The sequence below is a fragment of the Jannaschia sp. L-14R genome, from assembly GCF_056857695.1.
On the sequence record NZ_JBSXNP010000009.1, the window covers coordinates 535,343 to 556,513 of the forward strand.

General features: G+C 59.8%; 23 protein-coding genes and 1 tRNA gene. 13 read left to right on the top strand and 11 right to left on the bottom strand.

Annotation, left to right across the window (positions count from 1 at the left end; all coding sequences use genetic code 11):
• Nucleotides 1–39: 39 nt before the first annotated feature.
• On the bottom strand, nucleotides 40–231 hold the full coding sequence (locus AC13C2_RS07045; protein ID WP_482886335.1) for a hypothetical protein: 192 nt from the start codon (nucleotides 229–231) through the stop codon (nucleotides 40–42).
• Nucleotides 232–702: 471 nt separating this feature from the next.
• Nucleotides 703–888 (bottom strand): hypothetical protein, encoded by a 186-nt coding sequence (locus AC13C2_RS07050; protein WP_092764287.1) that lies wholly within the window; start codon nucleotides 886–888, stop codon nucleotides 703–705.
• Nucleotides 889–970: 82 nt separating this feature from the next.
• Here AC13C2_RS07050 and AC13C2_RS07055 point away from each other — a divergent pair, with 82 nt between their 5' ends.
• The 3 genes from AC13C2_RS07055 (at nucleotide 971) to AC13C2_RS07065 (ending at nucleotide 2,919) form a co-directional block, all read left to right on the top strand.
• Nucleotides 971–1,372 carry a VOC family protein gene (locus AC13C2_RS07055; protein WP_339646062.1) on the top strand — a complete coding sequence of 134 codons (402 nt, stop codon included), beginning with the start codon at nucleotides 971–973 and terminating at the stop codon, nucleotides 1,370–1,372.
• Nucleotides 1,373–1,536: 164 nt separating this feature from the next.
• Entirely contained in the window at nucleotides 1,537–2,328 is a 792-nt protein-coding gene (gene trpA / locus AC13C2_RS07060; protein WP_092763917.1) for a tryptophan synthase subunit alpha, read from the top strand.
• A gap of 75 nt (nucleotides 2,329–2,403) precedes the next feature.
• Nucleotides 2,404–2,919 (top strand): NYN domain-containing protein, encoded by a 516-nt coding sequence (locus AC13C2_RS07065; protein WP_482886336.1) that lies wholly within the window; start codon nucleotides 2,404–2,406, stop codon nucleotides 2,917–2,919.
• 6 nt (nucleotides 2,920–2,925) lie between these two features.
• On the opposite strand, the gene AC13C2_RS07070 is transcribed toward AC13C2_RS07065, so the two are convergent.
• Both AC13C2_RS07070 and AC13C2_RS07075 read right to left on the bottom strand, forming a co-directional pair.
• Nucleotides 2,926–3,273, bottom strand: coding sequence for a hypothetical protein (locus AC13C2_RS07070; RefSeq protein WP_092763913.1), 348 nt, complete (start codon nucleotides 3,271–3,273; stop codon nucleotides 2,926–2,928).
• 88 nt (nucleotides 3,274–3,361) lie between these two features.
• A complete protein-coding gene (locus tag AC13C2_RS07075) occupies nucleotides 3,362–4,051 on the bottom strand; it encodes a DUF599 domain-containing protein (protein ID WP_092763911.1) in 690 nt (229 codons plus the stop codon).
• 116 nt (nucleotides 4,052–4,167) lie between these two features.
• Here AC13C2_RS07075 and AC13C2_RS07080 point away from each other — a divergent pair, with 116 nt between their 5' ends.
• The 7 genes from AC13C2_RS07080 (at nucleotide 4,168) to AC13C2_RS07110 (ending at nucleotide 10,900) form a co-directional block, all read left to right on the top strand.
• The gene (locus tag AC13C2_RS07080; protein WP_482886337.1) at nucleotides 4,168–5,598 is read left to right on the top strand and encodes an FAD-linked oxidase C-terminal domain-containing protein; all 1,431 of its coding nucleotides are present in this window, start codon (nucleotides 4,168–4,170) and stop codon (nucleotides 5,596–5,598) included.
• Nucleotides 5,599–5,666: 68 nt separating this feature from the next.
• On the top strand, nucleotides 5,667–6,788 hold the full coding sequence (locus AC13C2_RS07085) for an FAD-binding protein (RefSeq protein WP_482886518.1): 1,122 nt from the start codon (nucleotides 5,667–5,669) through the stop codon (nucleotides 6,786–6,788).
• A gap of 3 nt (nucleotides 6,789–6,791) precedes the next feature.
• Nucleotides 6,792–8,195: a glycolate oxidase subunit GlcF gene (gene glcF / locus AC13C2_RS07090; protein WP_482886338.1), complete on the top strand. Its 1,404-nt coding sequence runs from the start codon at nucleotides 6,792–6,794 to the stop codon at nucleotides 8,193–8,195.
• A 58-nt stretch (nucleotides 8,196–8,253) separates the two neighbouring features.
• Nucleotides 8,254–9,090: a trypsin-like serine peptidase gene (locus AC13C2_RS07095; RefSeq protein ID WP_482886339.1), complete on the top strand. Its 837-nt coding sequence runs from the start codon at nucleotides 8,254–8,256 to the stop codon at nucleotides 9,088–9,090.
• 107 nt (nucleotides 9,091–9,197) lie between these two features.
• Nucleotides 9,198–10,007: a trypsin-like serine peptidase gene (locus AC13C2_RS07100; RefSeq protein WP_482886340.1), complete on the top strand. Its 810-nt coding sequence runs from the start codon at nucleotides 9,198–9,200 to the stop codon at nucleotides 10,005–10,007.
• Nucleotides 10,008–10,072: 65 nt separating this feature from the next.
• Nucleotides 10,073–10,630, top strand: a complete 558-nt coding sequence (locus AC13C2_RS07105) for a tetratricopeptide repeat protein (RefSeq protein WP_482886341.1) — start codon at nucleotides 10,073–10,075, stop codon at nucleotides 10,628–10,630.
• A gap of 184 nt (nucleotides 10,631–10,814) precedes the next feature.
• Nucleotides 10,815–10,900, top strand: a tRNA-Leu gene (locus AC13C2_RS07110).
• 168 nt (nucleotides 10,901–11,068) lie between these two features.
• Here the strand turns inward: AC13C2_RS07110 and AC13C2_RS07115 are convergent.
• The 3 genes from AC13C2_RS07115 to AC13C2_RS07125 are packed head-to-tail and all read right to left on the bottom strand — an operon-like array spanning nucleotide 11,069 to nucleotide 14,266.
• On the bottom strand, nucleotides 11,069–11,983 hold the full coding sequence (locus AC13C2_RS07115) for a dihydrodipicolinate synthase family protein (RefSeq protein WP_482886342.1): 915 nt from the start codon (nucleotides 11,981–11,983) through the stop codon (nucleotides 11,069–11,071).
• A gap of 18 nt (nucleotides 11,984–12,001) precedes the next feature.
• A complete protein-coding gene (locus AC13C2_RS07120) occupies nucleotides 12,002–13,525 on the bottom strand; it encodes a malonate--CoA ligase (RefSeq protein WP_482886343.1) in 1,524 nt (507 codons plus the stop codon).
• Nucleotides 13,526–13,567: 42 nt separating this feature from the next.
• Complete coding sequence (locus AC13C2_RS07125; protein WP_339644834.1) at nucleotides 13,568–14,266, bottom strand: GntR family transcriptional regulator; 699 nt, start codon at nucleotides 14,264–14,266, stop codon at nucleotides 13,568–13,570.
• Between the two features lie 110 nt (nucleotides 14,267–14,376).
• Here AC13C2_RS07125 and AC13C2_RS07130 point away from each other — a divergent pair, with 110 nt between their 5' ends.
• The 3 genes from AC13C2_RS07130 to AC13C2_RS07140 are packed head-to-tail and all read left to right on the top strand — an operon-like array spanning nucleotide 14,377 to nucleotide 16,862.
• On the top strand, nucleotides 14,377–15,591 hold the full coding sequence (locus AC13C2_RS07130; protein ID WP_092763897.1) for a CaiB/BaiF CoA transferase family protein: 1,215 nt from the start codon (nucleotides 14,377–14,379) through the stop codon (nucleotides 15,589–15,591).
• Nucleotides 15,592–15,612: 21 nt separating this feature from the next.
• Complete coding sequence (locus AC13C2_RS07135) at nucleotides 15,613–16,398, top strand: enoyl-CoA hydratase (protein ID WP_339644828.1); 786 nt, start codon at nucleotides 15,613–15,615, stop codon at nucleotides 16,396–16,398.
• Complete coding sequence (locus AC13C2_RS07140) at nucleotides 16,398–16,862, top strand: PaaI family thioesterase (RefSeq protein ID WP_482886344.1); 465 nt, start codon at nucleotides 16,398–16,400, stop codon at nucleotides 16,860–16,862. The genes AC13C2_RS07135 and AC13C2_RS07140 overlap by 1 nt, the downstream gene beginning before the upstream one ends.
• On the opposite strand, the gene AC13C2_RS07145 is transcribed toward AC13C2_RS07140, so the two are convergent.
• From AC13C2_RS07145 to AC13C2_RS07160, 4 genes are all read right to left on the bottom strand, one after another.
• A complete protein-coding gene (locus AC13C2_RS07145) occupies nucleotides 16,859–17,920 on the bottom strand; it encodes an Ldh family oxidoreductase (RefSeq protein ID WP_092763891.1) in 1,062 nt (353 codons plus the stop codon). The two genes, AC13C2_RS07140 and AC13C2_RS07145, sit on opposite strands and share 4 nt — an antisense overlap.
• Nucleotides 17,880–19,403 carry a tripartite tricarboxylate transporter permease gene (locus AC13C2_RS07150; RefSeq protein ID WP_339644822.1) on the bottom strand — a complete coding sequence of 508 codons (1,524 nt, stop codon included), beginning with the start codon at nucleotides 19,401–19,403 and terminating at the stop codon, nucleotides 17,880–17,882. Before AC13C2_RS07150 ends, AC13C2_RS07145 begins: the two co-directional genes overlap by 41 nt.
• 39 nt (nucleotides 19,404–19,442) lie before the next feature.
• Nucleotides 19,443–19,895: a tripartite tricarboxylate transporter TctB family protein gene (locus tag AC13C2_RS07155; RefSeq protein WP_092763887.1), complete on the bottom strand. Its 453-nt coding sequence runs from the start codon at nucleotides 19,893–19,895 to the stop codon at nucleotides 19,443–19,445.
• 84 nt (nucleotides 19,896–19,979) lie between these two features.
• The gene (locus AC13C2_RS07160; RefSeq protein WP_482886345.1) at nucleotides 19,980–20,972 is read right to left on the bottom strand and encodes a Bug family tripartite tricarboxylate transporter substrate binding protein; all 993 of its coding nucleotides are present in this window, start codon (nucleotides 20,970–20,972) and stop codon (nucleotides 19,980–19,982) included.
• Between the last annotated feature and the right edge of the window lie 199 nt (nucleotides 20,973–21,171).

A 21,171-nucleotide genomic window follows, 5' to 3' on the forward strand; every position in this document is an offset into this window, starting at 1 on the left:
TTGGAGCATTTAGACTATAGAATTCTAAGCGAGCGCGACTTAGTCGCAGGCATCACATAGCGCGGCTTCGTAGCCGTCAGGAATATCACGCCCAAGGGGAGTGCCGCAATGAATACAGGTATTGCCACTCACGGAAAAAATTCCTGCGTCTGCATCGCCTTGGCTTTTGTGGCGGCGGTCATCGTGCCATGCGGCACGTTCTTTGTCTATAAAGTTACTTTTCTTTGTCATCGTCATCTCCTGCCGCCCGTTATGTGAATAAAAAAGCCTCTCGGTTCATAATTGAAAGACTACCCAAAAAATGGGTAGCCATAAGAGTATTACTTACCTTTGCCCCCGCTGGACGATCCGTTTGAACGGCCGCCTCCAGATGGGTTTCCTGTCTGACTTGGCCAGCCACCACCGTTACCTTGACCTTTTCCCATTTTTTAGTCCTCCAATTTCACAATGTCAGTTAACTGAATTTGGTGAGTATGGACGCCATCTACAATCCGAAGACCAAGAAACTAACTGTTTCGTAATCATAAGTTAGGAAGCGAGCGCAGCCTTCCAAAAAGGACCGTTTGTTGAACGGTTCCCCGAAAGCGGAAATTGGTGCTTTTGCAGAGAACTCACACTATGTCCGCACAGCGAACATTATATCGGTAACTAACGGACGACCTTCCGTGGCAAACGAAATCTCTCGGACCTGCCCTCCGCCAATCACGCCCGCTTGTTGCGACGCTCGAAAATGACGAACCACGCCAGCAGGATAAACATCGGGTGGGTAAGCCCGCCTGAAAAGAACAAGGCGGGAATCCAGATCAGGAAGGTGATGACCCCGAGGATCGGGCGACCGGCCAGAAGGATCGACAGAGGCGGCAGCAGGATGGCGAGAATATAGTTCATGCCATGCAAATGGGTCGGGCGGTGCTTTTGTTCCAGTCCTGTGGCATGTTTTGTCGACGGCCACGGGCGGGGAGGACCGGACATGCAGCTCAACACCTATCTTCATTTCGACGGCACCTGCGAGGCGGCGATGACATTCTATGCCGACGCGCTGGGCGGGACTGTCGTGTCCAGGATGCGATTCCGCGACATGCCCGATCATTCGATAGTACCCGAAGATCGTCTCGATCTCATCGCCAACATGGAACTTCGGATCGGGGACCGGACGCTCATGGGCTCCGACGGGATGCAGGCACCCAAGGGTGGCCACTCCGGCTATTCGCTGCAACTGGCCCTGGCCGATCTGGCGGAGGCAGAGCGGATCTTCACGGCCCTCACCCGCGACGGCAGCCAGATGATGCCTTTCGCGCCGACCTTCTGGGCGCGGGGTTTCGGCATGGGAACCGATCGTTTCGGCGTCGACTGGATGGTAAACTGCGACTGATGCAGAGCGCGCGCGGACCCGAAACTGCCTCCGACGCAGATCACCCGTAAATCACCCGTGGATCACCCGTCCATCCGTACCGGTTTTTTGCCGCATGCCGCGCGCCAAGGCGATTGACCTCAGGACCCGCCTGTCGCACTCCGGAGCCAGCAGAAAGAGGCCGCATGACCCGCATAGACGACACCTTCGCCCGCCTGTCCGCCGAAAACCGCAAGGCCTTCGTGACCTACGTCATGGCCGGCGATCCCGACGCGGCGACCACGACCGAAATCGTCAGGGGCCTCCCCGGTGCAGGCGTCGACATCATCGAACTGGGCCTGCCCTTCACCGACCCCATGGCAGACGGTCCGACGATCCAGCTGGCCGGTCAGCGCGCGCTGGAAGGTGGCATGACCCTGCAAGGCACGCTGGACATCGTGCGGGCCTTTCGCAAAGGCGACACCACGACCCCTATCGTGTTGATGGGATACTATAATCCGATCTATTCACGGGGCGTAGACCGGTTTCTGGCCGATGCTCGGGAGGCCGGGATCGATGGGTTGATCATCGTCGATCTGCCCCCCGAGGAGGATAGCGAACTCTGCATTCCGGCGCAGGCCGCGGGCCTGAACTTCATCCGTCTTGCCACGCCCACGACCGATGAAAAGCGTCTGCCGAAGGTGCTGCAGAATACGTCCGGCTTCGTCTATTATGTCTCGATCACCGGCATCACCGGATCGGGTGTGGCGGACGCCGCCAAGGTCGGACCCGAGGTCGCACGTATCAAGCAATCGACCGACCTGCCGATCATCGTTGGCTTCGGCATCAGGACGCCCGACGCCTCCCGCGATATTGCCGCGGTCGCCGACGGCTGCGTCGTAGGCTCGGCCATCGTCGACCGCATTGCCAAAGGCGACAGCGTGCAAGACGTTCTGGCCTATGTGAAATCGCTGGCCGACGGCGCTCATTCGGCCTGACAATATCCGGGGTTTCCGATACTTTTTCTGATCCTCATCGCGTTCGTCTCGCTCGTCGGAATCGCCGTCGCCTTCGTGGCTCCCGGCTGGTCCGACCTTTTGCTACTGGCCGGGCCCACCGCCTTGGCGGCCCTGTTCCTGCTTGTGCAACAAGTCCGTCGAAATCGGGCGAATACAAAGGCCGATTGGGTTGTGCTGGATGGCTCCAACGTAATGCACTGGAAGGATGGAACGCCCCATATCGACCCGGTGAAGGAAGTTCTTGCCTGCCTGACCGCACAAGGCTTCACACCCGGTGTCGTTTTCGATGCCAACGCCGGATACCTTCTGTCAGGCCGTTATCGCCATGACGGATGGTTGTCCCAGACGCTGGGCCTGCCGGAAGACCGCGTGATGGTCGTCAACAAGGGCGAACCTGCCGACCGCAAGATCCTGACTGCGGCGCGGGACATGGGGGCCTTCGTCGTCACCAACGACCGCTATCGCGACTGGGCGGAGGATTTTCCCGAAGTAAAGACGTCCGAGCATCTGGCGCGGGGTGGCTACCGCGACGGAAACCTGTGGCTCGATCTGCCGAAACGCCCGGCCTGAATGCGGTCAGCGCAGGTCCAGAACGTAATCTTCGCCCCAACCATGAACGTTGTCGTGAGCGCGGACCGTCACCTGCGCCACATCCTCGGGGACATCCACGCCTGACAGCGAACGGGTGAACGGCTGTTCGGTCTCGTGCGGATGCACAAGCTTGCGATAGCCCAGTTCCGTTCCATCCGGAGCGGAAACAGTCCAGCCATCGGCATAATGTTCCCATCCGGTATCGGCGTGACGGACGGTCACGGCAAAGGTCCAGTTGTCCCGCGCCTGCGCGGCGACGGCATCTTCGACTATCGGCAGATCGGCCAGCGCGGGCGTAACCAGCAACAGGACGAAGGAGAACAGGATGCGCATGACACTTTTCTGGGGTATTTGCCGGGGTCGTGTCGAGGCACGCTTTCGTGACGCGCGTGTCGGACAGAAAGACGCCAGCCGCATGCCGTCAATCCTCGAGCAACACGCCGCGCGAGGTCGAGGCGAATTCCCGCGACAGAACGCTCCATCCGGTCACGGCCACGGCCAGCATCAGACCCCAGGGCCCCAGGATCCACGCCAGCCCGGCCAGCGCGAAATAGACCGACCGCAGCCCGCGATTGAAGTTCGTCGCCGCCCGAATGTTGATTTCGGCGGCCTGACGGGCGCGCGGAATGGCGCGGGGGTCTTCGACTTCGTTGGGCACTGATGCCATGACCACCGCGCAATATCCGAACAGGCGGTTCGACCAGATGAACTTGAACACCGCATGCATCAGCAACAGCGCGACCACACCCAGCTTGGTCTGCCAGAAGATCACCGGATGGCCTTCTATTCCGACCCCCATGACCAGCGAATCCAGCGTCTGGGGCTGTCCGGCCAATGCCAGAACCCCACCGACAGCGATCATCGCCGCCGACGTCAGGAACGTGGTGCCCTGACGCAGGCTGCCCAGAATCGTCGCGTCGAAGATGCGCGGTTTGCGGGTCAGCATCTCGGTCATCCAGTCACTGCGGTACCGTCGCATCAGCACCGTAACCGAGGCCCGCGATTTCGGGGGATGTTCGATCACCAGCCCTGCTCCGACCCACGCGAACAAAAGCAGCCCGAGGGCTATGAAATCGAGAAGGGTGAACGAGGAGAGGAGGGGAACCAGCATGCCTCCCTCGTATCAAATGCCTTGGTCCTTGCCTTCCGCAAAATTGGTTATATTATTTTACCAATATCATCAGATGCCAGTTCAGATGTCAGTGTTGTCAGCCGGAGGACGCCGCGATGGAAATGCCGAACGTCGATCCCTTCACGATCGCCAAGAAGGACCGCCTGATCACGCGTCTTTTGCAGGTCCTGCCCGACGACGCCGTGATCCACGAACCGGAGGAGACGCGCGCCTATGAATGCGATGCGCTGACTGCCTACAGATGTCCACCGCTGGCCGTGGTTCTGCCCCGCACAACCGATGAAGTCGCCGCCGTCCTCAAGATTTGCCACGACATGGAAATCCCCGTCGTTCCGCGCGGGTCGGGCACATCGCTGGCCGGGGGCACCCTGCCGACAGCCGATTCGGTCATTCTGGGCGTCGCCCGCATGACCGATGTGTTGGAGGTCGACTACGACGACCGCATCATCCGATTGCAGACGGGGCGCACCAACCTGTCCGTCACCGGCGCGGTCGAGGCGGATGGATTTTTCTACGCCCCCGACCCGTCATCGCAGCTGGCCTGCGCCATCGCCGGCAATATCGGCATGAACTCCGGCGGGGCGCATTGCCTGAAATACGGTGTCACCACCAATAATCTGCTGGGCGTGACGATGGTGCTGATGGACGGCACGGTGGTTGAGGTCGGCGGGGCGCACATGGATGCGGGCGGGTTGGATCTGCTGGGCGTCATCTGCGGCTCCGAGGGGCAGTTGGGCGTCGTCACCGAGGCCACCCTGCGCATCCTGCCCAAGCCCGAAGGCGCGCGCCCGGTGCTGATGGCCTTCGACGACAACGAAACGGCAGGCGCCTGCGTGGCCGATATCATCAAGGCGGGCGTCTTGCCTGTCGCGATCGAATTCATGGACCGCCCCGTTATCCGTGCCACCGAAGCCTTCGCGCACGCCGGATATCCGGACGCCGAAGCCCTGTTGATCGTGGAGGTCGAAGGGTCCGAGGACGAGATCGACGAACAGCTGGAGGTGATCGAAAAGATCGCCCGCACCCACAACCCGGTCGAACTGCGCCGCTCCACGTCGTCGGACGAAAGCGCGCGCATCTGGCTGGGCCGCAAGTCGGCGTTCGGCGCCATGGGGCAGATCAACGATTACATGTGCCTGGACGGGACGATCCCGGTGTCGGAATTGCCGCGCGTCTTGCGTGGCATCCGCGAGCTGTCGGGCAAATACGGGCTGGATGTCGGCAACGTGTTCCACGCCGGTGATGGCAACATGCATCCGCTGATCCTGTTCGACGCCAACAAGCCGGGCGATCTGGAACTGTGCGAGAACATGGGGGCGGATATTCTGAAGCTGTGTGTCGAGGTCGGCGGCTGCCTGACCGGAGAGCACGGCGTTGGTGTCGAAAAGCGCGAGCTTATGGGACATCAGTTCAACGAGGGCGACATGGAAGCGCAATTGCGGGTCAAGGACGTGTTCGACCCCAAGTGGCTGTTGAATCCGGCGAAGGTGTTTCCGCTGTCCATGACCGAAAGCCGTCGGGTCTAATTGGCCTGAAGCTGCCGTCGGAGCCTCCGGCGGGAATATTTCGAAAGCAAAGAGAGGGCGCGGCCTTGCTGAAACCCGAGACCGAAGAACAGCTGGCCGACATGGTGCGGGGGGCGAATGGGCCGCTTGCGGTTCGCGGAGGAGGCACCCGGCATATGCCGGGTGATGGAGAAGCGCTGACCACCTCCGGTTTGACCGGGATCACGCTGTATGAGCCGGGCGCTCTGACGCTGGTGGCGCGGGCGGGCACGCCAATGGCGGTGGTCGAGAAGGCGCTGGCCAAGGAAGGGCAGCGTCTGCCGTTCGAGCCGATGGATCATCGCGCCCTGCTGGGCACCAAGGGCACACCGACGATTGGCGGGGCCGTGGCGATGAATGTTTCGGGTCCGCGTCGTGTGCAGGCCGGGGCGTGCCGGGATTCGCTGATCGGGGTGCGGTTCGTCGATGGCGAGGGCACGGTGATCAAGAACGGCGGGCGGGTGATGAAGAACGTGACCGGCTATGATCTGGTCAAGCTGGTGGCGGGTGCGCGCGGATCGCTGGGGGTGCTGTCGGAAGTCAGCTTCAAGGTGCTGCCGTCTGCTGCGACCAGCGTATCCCTGCTGATTGAAGGACTCGATGTGACGCGGGCGGTCGCCTGCATGTCGATGGCGCTCGCCTCGCCGTACGAAGTGAACGGGGCCGCGCATGTGCCTGTCGGTCTCGATGGGACGCCGGTCACGATGATCCGCATCGAAGGCTTGGAAGGCTCTGTCACCTACCGCGCGGCAAAGCTGCAAGCGCTTCTCTCGTCGTTCGGAACTGTGGTGGTCGAACGACGATCGGGCAGGGAAGGTGGACTGGGCGTCGAAGCCGGATGGGCATGGATTCGCGATGTTAAAGCCTTCGAAGGGACCGATGGCGACGTCTGGCGTGTGTCTGCTCGCCCGTCTCATGCACCCGATATCGTAGCCCGTGCCGGGGCGGAGGCGGCGTTGCTGGACTGGGGCGGAGGGTTGGTCTGGCTGCGCCTGCCCGAAGGCACCGACTTGCGCGCGCGTCTGGGTGATTTCGGCGGCCATGCAACTCGGCTGCGAGGCACGGGACCGGGCGCGCTGCCGCCGGAACCGGACGCCTTGGCGACGCTGACATCGGGCATCCGGGCGCGGTTCGACCCGCGTGGCCTCTTCAACCCGATGACGGGGGTCTGATCCATGCAGACGACATTCACCGATGCGCAACTGGCCGATCCGGCGATCAAGCGGTCGAACGAGATCCTGCGCTCTTGCGTGCATTGCGGGTTCTGCACCGCGACCTGTCCGACTTATCAGGTGCTGGGCGATGAATTGGATAGCCCGCGAGGCCGGATCTACCTTATCAAGGATATGCTGGAATCCGGCCGCGATGCCGACGAAAAAACGGTCAAGCATATCGACCGCTGCCTGTCGTGCCTGGCTTGCATGACGACCTGCCCATCGGGTGTGCATTACATGCACTTGGTGGATCATGCGCGGGAGCACATTGAAAAGACGTATAAGCGCCCGTTGATGGATCGGCTTCTGCGTTGGACTCTGGCAAAAATCCTGCCTTATCCGGGGCGGTTCCGACTGGCGCTGCTGGGCGCCAAGCTGGGCCGCCCGCTGGCCTTTCTGATGCCTGACGCACGCCTGAAAGCGATGCTGGAGATGGCACCCAGGACCATACCTCCGGTCAGCCGCAATGACGACCCCCAGACCTTCGCCGTGCCGGATCGAAAGATGCGCGTCGCTCTGATGACAGGCTGCGCACAGAAGGCCCTGAACACCGATATAAACGATGCGACCATCCGCTTGCTGACACGGTTGGGGGCCGAAGTCGTGATCCCCAAGGGGATGGGCTGTTGCGGAGCGCTTACGCATCACATGGGCAAGTCGGACGAAAGCCACGCCTTCGCCGCGTGCAACATCGACGCCTGGATGGCCGAGGTCGAGGGCGAAGGGCTGGACGCTATCGTCATCAACACCAGCGGCTGCGGCACGACGGTCAAGGATTACGGCCATATGTTCCGCAATGACCCGCTTGCCGACAAGGCGGCGACCGTTTCAGGCTTGGCCAAAGACGTATCCGAAGTGCTTATGGATCTGCTGCCGAAGGATCACGACTTCACCACACCGCCACGGCCCGCCCGCGACGGAGTGGGCGGAGTGCCTCTTGGCCGCGTCCCGGCCGATGCCGGGGGCGGACCGATGCATGTCGCCTATCACGCCGCCTGTTCATTGCAGCATGGCCAGCAGATCAAGGGCGCGCCCAAGGATCTTCTGAAACGCGCCGGGTTCACCGTGCTGGAGCCACGCGACGCGCATCTGTGCTGCGGCAGCGCCGGGACCTACAACCTTATGCAGCCCGAAATCAGCGGCGAGTTGAAGCGCCGCAAGGTCGCCACGCTGGAAGAACGCGCACCGGACGTGATTGCGGCGGGCAACATCGGCTGCATGATGCAGATCGGCAGCGCCGCTTCCGTCCCCGTCGTCCACACCGTCGAGCTTCTGGATTGGGCAACGGGTGGACCGATACCGCCTGCAATTGCGGGTTTCGAACCGTCGCGCGCACAAGTCACCGAACCGCCACGTTTGCGCTAGGGTTTCGCCCGATCCGTAGGTGATCCGTGGGGGAAGCTGACCTGCCGCGGAGAATCTCATGGTTCGAATCCTGCCGAATATCATTCTGCCAACTCTGGTTTTCTTGATGACAGCCGTCGGTGGATCCGCGATGGCGCAGCAGGGGTTGGTCCAACTGGATACCGCCTTGTCACGCCGGGGGCTGGAAGGTGTCGGTCGGATCGACATGGTGGGGCCAAACGGCACCGAAGGTTTCTGCACCGGCGCGCTTGTGTCGCCGACACAGGTGCTGACGGCCGCGCATTGCCTGTTCAACAAATCCACGGGCGAGCCGCATTCGATCGACAACCTGACGTTTCGGGCCGGGCTGTATGACGGACTGGAGAGCGCCAGCCGCCGCGTTCGCCGCGTGGTGATGCACCCCGATTATAAATATGGTCCCGATCCGTCGCAAAGCTCGTTACGTGCGGATCTGGCTTTGCTGGAGCTGGACCGGGCCTTGCAGATCGCCAGCGTTCAACCGTTCGACACGCGCGGACGCCTGTTCAGGGGCGACATCGTGCAAGTCGTCAGTTATGCGCGTGGCCGGGAAAATGCCCCGTCGAGCGAAGACGATTGCGTGGTTCTCGACCGCGACGATCGGGTTCTGGTCCTGTCATGCTCGGTCGACTTCGGGGCTTCGGGTGCGCCGGTATTCGTGCAAACGGATCAGGGGTTGCGGATCGTGTCCGTCATCTCGGCCATGACGACGTGGGAAAATCGCCCGGTTGCCTTGGCAGTTACCGTCGAAGAAGGTCTGCGTCGGTTGCAGCGCGAATTCGCGGCAAGCCCGCGCACAACGCCGGTGCGGAAGGTTGTTCGCGTCGGTCAGGGCGAGAGGACCGGAACTATCCGCTTCCTGCGGCCCGACGGCTGACACAATCCGACGTATCTGCCCACAAAGGGTCCAGAAGGGGTGCCAATCGCGTCCCCCTCTCGCCGCCATCGGCCAATAAACCGGAGGCAGTCGAATGAGGGGCCAAAATGATCCGAATTATCAAAACGATTGCCGCCGTTATCGTCGTCATCAGTGCGGGTCTGGCCCCGGCCTTCGCGGAATCTCCGCTGCACAGTCTTCGGACCGCAGATCAGAATCGCGGATGGGAAGGCGTCGGCCGTCTGAATTTCGGTGAGACCGGGTTCTGCACCGCCGCGATGATCACGGCGGACGTCGTCCTGACTGCGGCGCACTGCCTGTATGAACCGGACACGGGGGATCGGATAAATGCTGAGGATATTGAGTTTCAGGCCGGACTGCGTCTTGGTCGCGCCGAAGCCTATCGTGGCATCCGCCGTGTCGTGATCCATCCCGACTATGATTTTTCGGACCAGACGCGCCTGAACCGCGTCGGCTCCGATCTGGCCCTGCTGGAACTGGATCGTCCGGTCCGCCTCGGCCACGTCCGCCCGTTCCGCACGCAGGTCCGGGTCGAAGCGGGGCAGACGGTACAGGTCGTCAGCTATGGCAGGGACCGTGCCGATGCACCGTCGCGCGAAAGCGAATGCACGATCCTCGCGCGGGACGACGAAATCCTGGTGCTGAGTTGCGAGGTAGAATTCGGATCGTCGGGCGCGCCGGTCTTTGCGGTCTATGAAGACGAAATCCGGATCGTCTCGGTGATTTCGGCCAAGGCGCGCTGGGAAGGCCAGGATGTATCGCTGGCCGCCGTGATGGAGGGAGAGTTGGACGCGCTGATCGGTGAGTTTGCCCGGACACCTGCCTTCGGACCTGTTGGCAAACGCGTCGTTGCGGGCGGCAGCACCAATGGCGTGCAGGACACCGCCAGCCGCTGATCCACCCCTCCTCCACCCACAGGGGTGTGACTTGACGAATGCACCCGACGTGCCACCATTCCCTCATGTTGATGCGTATCGCTATTCCACTCGCCCTGCTGTCCGGTCCCGTCTTTGCGGAATGCCCGGCAGCCCCAGACATCACCGCAGATATGGACGGTTTGATCGCGCGGGCGCAGGAAGCGCGCAACGAAGGCGCGGCACGAGCCATTTCCTCGGAGATGTGGACATTTTGGGCCCAGGCCCCGGACGATCAGGCGCAGCTGTTGCTGGACGAGGGCATGACCAGAAGGTCGGCTTTCGATCTGGACGGGGCGATCACCGCATTCGACGCACTGATCGACTATTGCCCCGACTATGCCGAGGGTTACAACCAACGCGCCTTCGCGTATTTCATCCAGGGCGATTACGAAGCCGCATTGCCCGATCTGGACCGGGCCATATCTTTGCGACCGCGCCATATCGCAGCCTTGGCAGGCAAAGGTTTGACCCTGATCCAACTGGGTCGTATTCGCGAAGGGCAGGACGCGATCCGTGCGGCGCTTGCCTTCAATCCGTGGCTGAGCGAGCGGCAGTTTCTGACGCTGCCGCCCGAAGATGGGCCCGAACAGATCGACCTGTGATGCCTTGCCAACCCCGACCTTCTGCCCCTAATCCAAAGACCATAGGGTGTGCTGAGTAGTAGTCACATAGACTAAAACCCTTGTGTCTGCGCTAAAATCTACATATGGAACAAAGTGTTGCGACAAGGAGGCAAACTTAGGACCGATATAGGCCTGAAGCTGAAAATTGAAGACAACGCCAGATGCGGGCGTGATGGAATGGTAGACATACCAGACTTAAAATCTGTTGGGCGTATGCCCGTGTGGGTTCGACTCCCACCGCCCGCACCAAATTACCCTTTTTCCAGTGCCTTGACGAAAAGCTGTCGGCGCGTGCTCTCGCCTGATGATATTGGGAATATATGGCAGACACCCACCGCCACGGATTGATGCAAGCTGGATTTGAGATCACAGCAATTGATCTGCCCACCTAGGCCCGGTTTCCGCCGTCAGCCCCCTTTAAGCTTGCAAGCCGGACATCCCGAAACCCGCGGCCTCCAGCCTGGCAATAAGATCGCGGCGCGTCTCGTTTTCCAGAGGCTGGAGCGGCGGGCGGGTCATGCACCAGGTTTCATCGCCCGACCAATGCGCCACAGCCGCCTTGAGCGCCGGAATCATCGGGAAGGACTGGAAAATCGCGCGTATGCTGTCCAGTTCAGCCTGCTTCTGTTCCGCAGTCTCTGACTGCCAGTTCTCGTAAAGGGTATGGATGGCTGCGGGGTTGACGTTTGCCGTGGCTGAAATGCAGCCCGCGCCGCCCGCCTGCATGGTTTGGAGCAAGAACGTCTCGCTGCCGGCGAAGACATGGAAATCATCCCACTGGCGGTCAAGCATCCCTTTCGTGTTCTCCCAGTCGCCACTGCTGTCCTTGATGCCGACGACGGTGCCCGGATAATCCGTCACCAGCCGCTCGATCAAATCATGCGACAACCCAACCTGCGCGACCGGCGGGATGTGGTAGAGATAGACCCGCAGATCGGAAGACCCTACGCGTTCAATGACCTCGGCAAAGTTTCGGTAAAGTCCGTCATCGGGTACGCCTTTGTAGTAGAAAGGCGGCAACATCAGAGTGCCCCCGACACAAAGCTCAACTGCTTTCGCCGTTAGACGAACCGAGTCTGTTAGTGCGCAGCAGCCAGTTCCCGGCATCATCGCCAACGGGTCTATCCCGGCATCGACAAGGACCTCCATTAGTTCGATCTTTTCGTCCACTGACAAGGAATTCGCTTCGCTGTTGGTGCCAAAGACGGCAAGATTCACATTCTGCGACAGCAGCCATCTGCATTGGGCAATCAACCGCTCGGGCGAAGGCTTGAGATCATCCGTGAACGGCGTCACCACCGGTGTCAGCACGCCCGAAAAGCGATGCGGCATGTCTTGTTCTCCTGTCATCTAGCTGGCTGAGCGGCGAAAAACGGTCTGGACCTGATCGCGCAGTGTGTTCTTCTGGACCTTGCCCATGGTGTTGCGCGGCAGTGCGGTAAGAATTTCGAAATGGCGCGGTCGCTTGAACCCCGCGAGCTTGTCTCTCGCTTCGGCCTCGATCACGGCAATGTCGATTGTTGCCCCCGCTTCCGGCACCAACACGGCGACAACGCTTTCGCCGAAATCGGGATGCGGCGCGCCCACTACGGCGCTTTCAAATACGCCGGGAAGGTCATCCAGAAAGAGTTCGATTTCCTTGGGATATATGTTGTAGCCACCGGAAATGATCAGGTCTTTGCCACGGCCAACAATCGAGATGTATCCGTCCGAGTCGACTTTCGCCAGGTCGCCGGTGATGAAAAACCCGTTCTCCCGCAGCTCTTCGGCTGTCTTTTCCGGCATTTTCCAGTAGCCTTTGAATACATTGGGACCGCGAACCTCCAACACGCCAATCTCACCTGTCGGCAATGTTTCTCCCGTTTCGGGATTGCAGACCTTGGCTTCAACGTCCGGCAATGGAAAGCCGACGGTGCCCGCACGTCGCGGCCCGTCATAGGGGTTTGACGTGTTCATGCTGGTTTCCGTCATCCCGTAGCGTTCCAGAATGCGATGACCGGTCCGTGCGGCAAATCTGTCGTGGGTTTCCGCCAAGAGCGGCGCCGAGCCCGAGATGAAGACGCGCATGTGTTCGGTCAATGCACGGTCAAACCGGTCGTCATCCAGAAGTCGGGTGTAGAATGTCGGCACGCCCATCATCGCCGTCGCGGCGGGCAGACAGGCGATGACCGTGTCCGCGTCAAATTTTGGCAACCAGATCATCGCCCCCCCTGCAAGCAGGGTCACGTTCGACGCCACGAAAAGCCCGTGGCTGTGAAATATCGGCAAGGCATGGAGCAAGACGTCGCGGTCGGTGAAGTGCCAGATGTCAACAAGCGCTTCGGCATTGGACAGCAGGTTGCGGTGGGTCAACATTGCGCCCTTCGACCGCCCTGTAGTGCCCGATGTATAGAGCAAGGCCGCAATATCGTCGGCCCCGCGCGATGCTATCTCCTCGCGGACCGGCAGGGCTGATGCCTCGTCCTTGAGCGACCCGTGGCCTGTTGCGTCCATCGTTTTCAGAATGACGTCATTCTCAGATGTGATTGGCGCGACGTCATTCACCTCCTGAGGGTCGCAGACAAAGACAGACGCATCACTGTCGGCAATGAAATAGCTCAGCTCGGTCGGTGTATAAGCCGTGTTCAGCGGCAGGTAGACCGCCCCAACTTGTAGGCATCCGACATAAAGGGCCAACGCATCAGCCGATTTCTGGATGTGAACGGCCACACGATCGCCAGCTGCCACGCCCAGCTTGTCCAGAGCGCTGGCATAGGTCCCGGCAAGCGCGACGAAATCGGCATGCGTCAGGGTTGTGCCATCCGCCATGACCAGAAAAGGCGTCCCCTGCCCGCGATGGGGCGCGATCAAGGCGTCGTAAAGTGGATTGCTCACTTCGAGTGTCTCCTGAACATGTGAACGAACGGTCGACAGCGGTCAGGCATCTGCCTGCCTTTGACGCGTCGCCGTTGCCATATACCGGTCAAAGCCTTGGCGGATGTGCTCATTGGCGGCGTCCCGGGAGGCGTTCTCATCACCCGCGATCACCGCCTCGGCGATGGCACGATGTTCTTCGAGTGACCGTGCGATGTTCGACGCAATCGACAGGCCCCGCCTGCGGAACAGGTGCATTTCGCGTTTGACGTTGTCGTAAATCGCTTTGGCCTTGGGGTTGTTTGCCGCCGCCAGCAAAAGGTCGTGAAACTCAATGTTCAAGACGTAGTAGTTCGGCGTTTCCTCGGCCTCGCGCGCGGCGTTCATCTGTTCGATGTTGCGCGCCAAATCTTCCGCCAGCCGGGGTTCATCCCCTTGCCCGTACCGGCGCGCGGCAGCACCACAGGCCATGGCGAAAATCGCGCCTCTGAGCTCGTACAGGTTCTGCACTTCCGATAGAGTTGTTTCATGCACAAACGCGCCGCGGTTGGCGATCAAATCAACCAAACCCGACCCAGCAAGCGACCGGATGGCTTCTCGTACTGTGCCACGACTGACCCCCATGACAACAGACAGTTCGAGCTCGTTAAGCTTTTCGCCTGCGGTCAACTCACCTTCGGTGATCATCCGCTCAATCTCGGCCCGCGCCTCTTCGGCAAGCGTTGAACGCCCAACTCCGATCAATCTGGCTTTCATATTCATACGCTCTTTTCCATGGGTCTCGATATTTTGTCAACAATCTACATATTGTTGTCATTTGATGAGAACTATAGTATCCCAATAACAGACATAAATCGATCGCAGGAAGCAAAATGGTACAACCTGACAGTTCTTCCGCATCCGAAGCCTGCGCGCTTCCCAGTACAGCATTGAATGGCTTGCGTGTGCTTGACCTTACTCGTGTCCGGTCAGGTCCGACATGTGTACGTCAGTTTGCCGATTGGGGCGCGGATGTGATCAAAATCGAAGCACCGATCGATACCGCGCAATTCGGGGGTCCGCGCTCTGGCCCAGACTTCCAGAACTTGCATCGAAACAAACGCAGCCTGACGCTTGATCTGAAAAACAAGGCTGGTCTCGCGGCGTTCCACAAGTTGGCCGAAACTGCCGATATCATCGTCGAGAATTTCCGCCCCGGCGTGAAGAAGCGGCTGGGCATCGACTATGACACACTCTCCAAAACAAACCCCGGCCTGATCTACGCGTCGATTTCGGGCTTTGGTCAGGATGGCCCGCTGGCAGACCGCCCCGGTTTTGACCAGATCGCGCAGGGCATGGGTGGTTTGATGTCCATCACCGGTACACCGGGCGAAGGACCGATGCGGGTTGGCATCCCCCTTGCCGATCTGTGTGCGGGACTATTCGCCGCGCAGGGCATCATGATTGCGTTGCTGGAGCGGGCAACTTCGGGAAAGGGTCAGTGGATCCAGACCTCCCTGCTGCAAGCCCAGGTATTCATGCTGGACTTTCAGGCGGCGCGCTACCTCATGGACGGCGACATCCCCAAGCAGGCTGGCAACAATCACCCGACATCAATTCCCACGGGCGTGTTCCGCACTTCGGATGGTCACATGAACATCGCTGTCACCGGGAACAACATCTGGGCAAGTTTCGCCAGGATCCTGGGTCGGGAAACGTGGCTCACGGACGAACGCTATGCGACCGCCCCTGCCCGCTCGGACAACCGGGATGCGCTTGGCGCAGAGATTGAAGCGACCCTGAAGACCAATACAACAGCCCACTGGATCGAACTGTTGACTGGCGCGGGTGTGCCTGCTGGCGAAATCAATGACATCGGTCAGGTCTTTGCAGAGCCACAGGTCCGCCACCTTGGCCTTGCGCAACCGGTGACCAGCCAGGAACGCGGAGAGACAGAGCTTGTTGGCCAACCCATCATCATGAGCCGCACCCCAAGTCATATTGCTACACCGCCGCCATTGGCGGGCCAACACAGCGTCGAAATCCTGACCGAAATCGGCTTGTCCAGCGATGAGATCGAAGAAATGCGCGCATCAGGCGCAACCTGAACAGAACGAGGAACGCCCCCCATGACAGACAAGATCATCGTCGAGCAGTCGGGCAATATTGCCCGCATCATTTTCAATCAGCCGGAAAAGCGTAACGCCGTTTCCCTTGAGATGTGGGAAGCTGTCGAAGCCGCTGCAGCGCGGTTCGCAAAAGATGACAGCGTGCGCATCCTCGTCCTCTCCGGCGCAGGCGGCAAAGCCTTTGTCTCCGGGGCCGATATTTCGAAATTCGAAACCGAACGCGCCAGTGTCGAAGCGGTTGCCCAGTACAACGCGGCCACCAAGCGCGTCTATGACAGCATCGAGGCTTTCCCCAAGCCGACCATCGCGCAGATTGACGGGTACTGCATTGGCGGCGGTGTCGCCTTGTCGCTGAGCTGTGATCTGCGGATCTGTGGCGAGAAATCCCAATTTGCGGTGCCTGCCGCCAAACTGGGGCTGGGCTACGGATATGAAGGGATCAGCCGCCTGGCGAATGTGGTCGGTCCGGCGTTCGCGAAAGAGATCTTCTTTACCGCGCGCCGGTTCACGTCAACCGAAGCTAAGGACATGGGCCTCGTGAACAGAGTTGTCCCGGACGATCAGGTTGCCACCGTGGTGGAAGAAACCGCGCAGATGATTGCCGCAAACGCGCCGATGACGGTCGACTCTGTCAAGTACATTGTCAGCCAGATCGTTGCGCCTGAAAGCGAGACGAACCTCGAAGAATGTGCCCGCCGGGTACAGGCCTGCTTTGAAAGCGAAGATTACAAAGAAGGCCGCAAAGCCTTCATGGAAAAGAGAAAACCGAACTTCGTGGGAGCGTGATGAGCACCGATAACTCCAAGAAGATCGACGAAGCTCAGGCCCGCGCGCATTTCGACACGGCCCTCAACGATCACGAACAGTCGTTCGAGACGTTCTTCTTTGCGCGGTTTCTTGGTTTGAACTTCGAGTATTTGCCAGCCGAGGCAGCAGATGCCGATAAAGAAGTCTGCCGTCTTACATTCGAGATGACGGATATGCTGCGCAACCCTCAAGGCTCGCTTCACGGCGGTGCAATGGCGGCGGCAATGGATATCTCGATGGGGCATCTTGTGAACAAAATACAGGGTCCCGGCGCGACGATTGAGATGAAACTTCAATTCATGCGGCCGGTCATGCAAGGCCGCGTCACCTGCGAAGGGCGGTTCCTGAAACGCGGGCGGTCGATCTCGTTTATGGAAAGCCGTATGTGGGATGATCAGGGCAAGCTTGCCGCGATTGCGACCGCGACCTGGAAAATGCCCTAGACGCCAGCAAGGACTTCGAGTTTTGACAAAAGCGGCGGCGGCACCTCAAGCCCCTGCCGCTCTGACAGCCGCATCTGCGAAAGCGCCCGCGCTCCGGGCAGGCGCACGGGTGTCGCCGGATCAGCAGGTGCGCTTTGTTCGACCTGTTCCACTGCGTCTTTCAGGGCCGCGTTCGACGCGGCACCATCCCCCAACGCCTGCATGTCTATCAGAAGGAACATCAGGCCCAGTCCTTGTGTCCGGGACGGGGTCTTGTGCTGGTCGGCAATTTTACCCAGCGTCGTAGCCCCGGAAAGCCCCCCGGCCAACAGATCAAGACACAGTGCGAGGTTTGCACCCTTCGCTCCACCAATGGCCTGTAACACGCCTTTCAACGCCTCCGCCGGATCGGTCGTTGGCTGACCATGAACATCAAGCGCCCAATCCGCCGGGATGGCTGTACCTGCGTCCCGTGCCGCGCGCACGCGGGATCGGGCCACCACAGACAACGCCATATCAAGAAGCACCGGATCGCGCCCCTCTATCGGCACGCCAATCCCAATGGGATTATTGCCAATCAATGCGTCTTTCCCACCCGGCGGCGCGATCATCGGCGCGGCGACTGTGGTTATGATGGCGGCAAAACCGGATTGCGCCGCCCGCCACAGGTAAGGGGCAAGCGCCCCGATATGGGTCGCGCCTTTTACGAACACGGCGCCAACACCGGCAGCACGTGCGGCAGCTTGACCTTCGTCAAGCGCTCGCATGGCTGTGACGGGCCCCAGCCCGTTCCGCCCATCCACACGACGCAGTGCGAGCGCGGGCATCTGAACGTCGATCATCGCATGCGGGTCGACGCCCCCTGCGGCAATGCGGGTGCAATAGGTTTCAACGCGGTTCAGCCCGTGGGTCGAGATGCCCATCATCTCGGTTATCACAAGCACATCGGCGGCCGTGTGCGCAGCCTCCTCAGCTACTCCGGCACGGTGAAACGCGGTTGAGGCAAGCACGCGCGCGTGTTCCGCCTCAATTCGCAAGTCAGATCCCCGACTTCTTGGCGGTCTCCGCCTTCGATCCAAATCGGTTCAAGAGCGGCAGGAACACAACCAGGACAATTGTCACCACTATGATCCAAAGCGATGCTGGACGTTCAATGAAGATGCTAAACGACCCACGCGAGATCGCCAGCGTCTGGCGAAGCGCCTCTTCGGCCAAAGGCCCAAGCACTAGCGCCAGCACAAGCGCCGCGGGCGAGAACCCATAAAGACGCATGAAGAATCCTGCGATCCCTGCGGCGAACATGATATACAGTTCCACAAAAGACGCGTTAACGCTGAACGTTCCCAACGCGCAGATCACCACCACGGTCGGACCAAGTACGCGGTACGGAACCTTGATGATCTGAACGAAGAGCGGGATTGCAAAGATGCTGATCGCCAGAAGCGCCATGTTCCCAAGATACATCGAGGCAATTAGACCCCATGCCAGTTCCGGGTTCTGCTCCATGAACAATGGCCCCGGACGCAGCCCCCACAGCACAAACGCCGCCAACAACACAGCCGTCGAGGCCGAACCGGGTATACCCAGCGTAAGAAGCGGTATCATGGCCCCTGAGGACGCGGCGTTGTTGGCTGTCTCGGGCGCGACAAGACCTGCCATCTCGCCTTTGCCGAAGTTTTCAGGATGTTTGGAAAGCGATCGTTCGGTGGAATACGCCATCAGCGACGCAATGGTTGCGCCAGCGCCGGGAATTACGCCGACGACGAAACCCAAAATCGAATGGCGCACCATGGTCATGCGGGTCGAAATCCAGTCCATCCGAGTCGGCCAGAAGCGTTCCTCGGTTTCGTAATTCACGATGCCGCCGGTGCCCGTACGATGCAGGCCGCTGTAGAAGGCGAAGAACAGCTCGCCCAAACCAAACAAGCCGATGGCGATGGGAATGAAGTAGATGCCCCCGATCAGTTCGGCAGAGCCAAACGTGTACCGTCCTTGTCCGGTTTCGAGGTCGACGCCCACCGTGCCCAAGGCAAAGCCGATCAGAGCCGAGATGATACCAAGCCGCCAGTTCTCTCCAATCATCACGATCAGGGTCAACATTCCCATCAGGGCAAGCAGGAAATATTCCGGTGGCCCAAAACTGCGCGAGACCTGAGCAAACATCGGTGCGAGCAGTGTGATGAGGATGACACCCACTGTACCCCCCACAAATGACGCCACCGCCTGCATGACAAGCGCAGGACCGGCGCGCCCATTTTTCGCAAGCGGAAAGCCGTCAAACGTACTTGCGACTGTCGCGCTTTCCCCCGGAGTGTTCAGCAGAATGGACGTAATCGTCCCGCCATACATCGCGCCATAATAGATGGCCGCCAGCATCATGATCGCACCGATGGGATCCATGCCGAAGGTCATGGGAAGCAGGATCGCAAGTCCAGCCGAAGGACCAAAGCCGGGAATCACACCGACGATCATCCCGATTACCGCACCAATAAGAAGATAGAGCAGGTTGATCGGCGTGATCGCGATCGACAAGCCCATGATCAGGTCACTAAAGATGTCCATTCGTCTCGTTCCAGTCGGCAATATTTGGGGATGGGGGCGTTAGAAAGGCATGTCGAAAAGAGCGGGCGGCATGTTCGCGTTCAACAAGCTGTCAAACAACAGGTAGACGCCGCTCGGAACTGCCACGGCGAGAATGCCATTTTGCAGGTGACGTCTACGATTCAGGATCGCCAGCGCGACGGCAAGGTAAATGACTGTGGCCACAAACCCGCCGAACAGGCGAAGCAGAACAGCATAGCCAACGGCAAGAGCCATCAAGAGAATGGCATCCGACCAGGCAGAGTTTGACCCGCCCGCATCAGTGGAATCGCGGTCGCGCATGGCGTCAAAAACCGACCAGGCAATGAACAAGACCGCGATCACACCCACCAGACGCGGAAAGAATCCGGGGCCCAACCGGCCCGAGCGCGTCATGAACGACAGGTCGACAAAGGCAATATAAGTGTAGAAAATCGCGCCAGCTAAAACCACCAGCAGAAATGCAAGCCTCACGTCCACGCCTCCAGTATGCGATTAGCCGGTCGCGACGAACGCGACCGGCTGGGACCGGCATCGCCGGTTACGTCACCCAGATGATCAGTCGATGGCTCCGACTGACTTCAGCACGGTTTCAAAGCCGTTCTTTGTCTCAACAAGGAAGGAACGGAAGTCTTCGCCGTAAATAACAGTCGGCGTCAGCGTGTTGGACGCAATGTATTCCGCCCATTCTGGTGTTTCGACAACTTTCTGCATTGTGCCGATCCACCATTCCTGCGCCGCTGCCGGTACATTCGGCGGAAGGATGAGACCGCGCGGCATCGACACGCCAATTCCGAAACCGATGTCGCCCATGGTCGGAACATCACCCAGCGCTGCTGGCGTGCTGTTGCCAGAATAGACCAGCGGACGCAGCTCCCCTGCCTCGATCAGGCCAAGGATCTCACCAGGATTGCCCACCATCGAATCCAGGGCACCGGACAGCAAAGCCGTGGTCTGATCCGCCATGGAGTTGAACGACACATAGTCGAATTCGAAACCTGCTTTTTCAGCAAAAAGCGTCGGGACGATGAAGTCTACGTTCACGGTGCCGGTGCCACCGATATTCATCGGTTCGGCCTTCGCCGCTTCGATGAATTGGGCGATGTTCTGGATTTCGGAGTCGCCGTTCACAACCAGCACAAGATCATCCGTCGCAAGAAGGGCGACCGGCGTGAAGTCTTCGGGCTGCCACGGGGTATCAGCTTGTAGCGGCGTTGTCACAAAGCTTCCCGATGTGGTCGAGATGCCGTAAGGGTCACCGTCCTGAGCAAACAGGTAGCCCCAGCCAACAGCGCCTGATCCGCCAGCGCGGTTTTCAGCCGATATATCACCCGGATACAGATCGTATTTTGTCAGGATATCAATGATGGTGCGGGCCATGATGTCATTCCCGCCGCCCGGACCAAACGCGATCGTCCAATCCAGCGTGTCGTCGGTTGACGGATAAGTCTCTTGCGCCATGGCCGGTGCTGCAAGCGCAATAGAACAGGCCGTGAGTGTAGCAACTATGCCCTGCGGCAGCCAGTCGGCGACTTTGATTTCTTTTGTCATGGTGAAGTTCTCCCTGTGATCTTGTTTTGACGCTCAATGGTCAAATTGAAGTCCCGGCACATATGGTCGATATTTCTTGATATGCTCCGGTCGAAATACTCAGTCTTTTCACACCTTTTCTTTGAAGTGTTTTAGCATCCTGCAGTGTGCTTTGCCTGCAGTGGCTATGATCGGCCCCATACCTCCCACCGATCTCCTC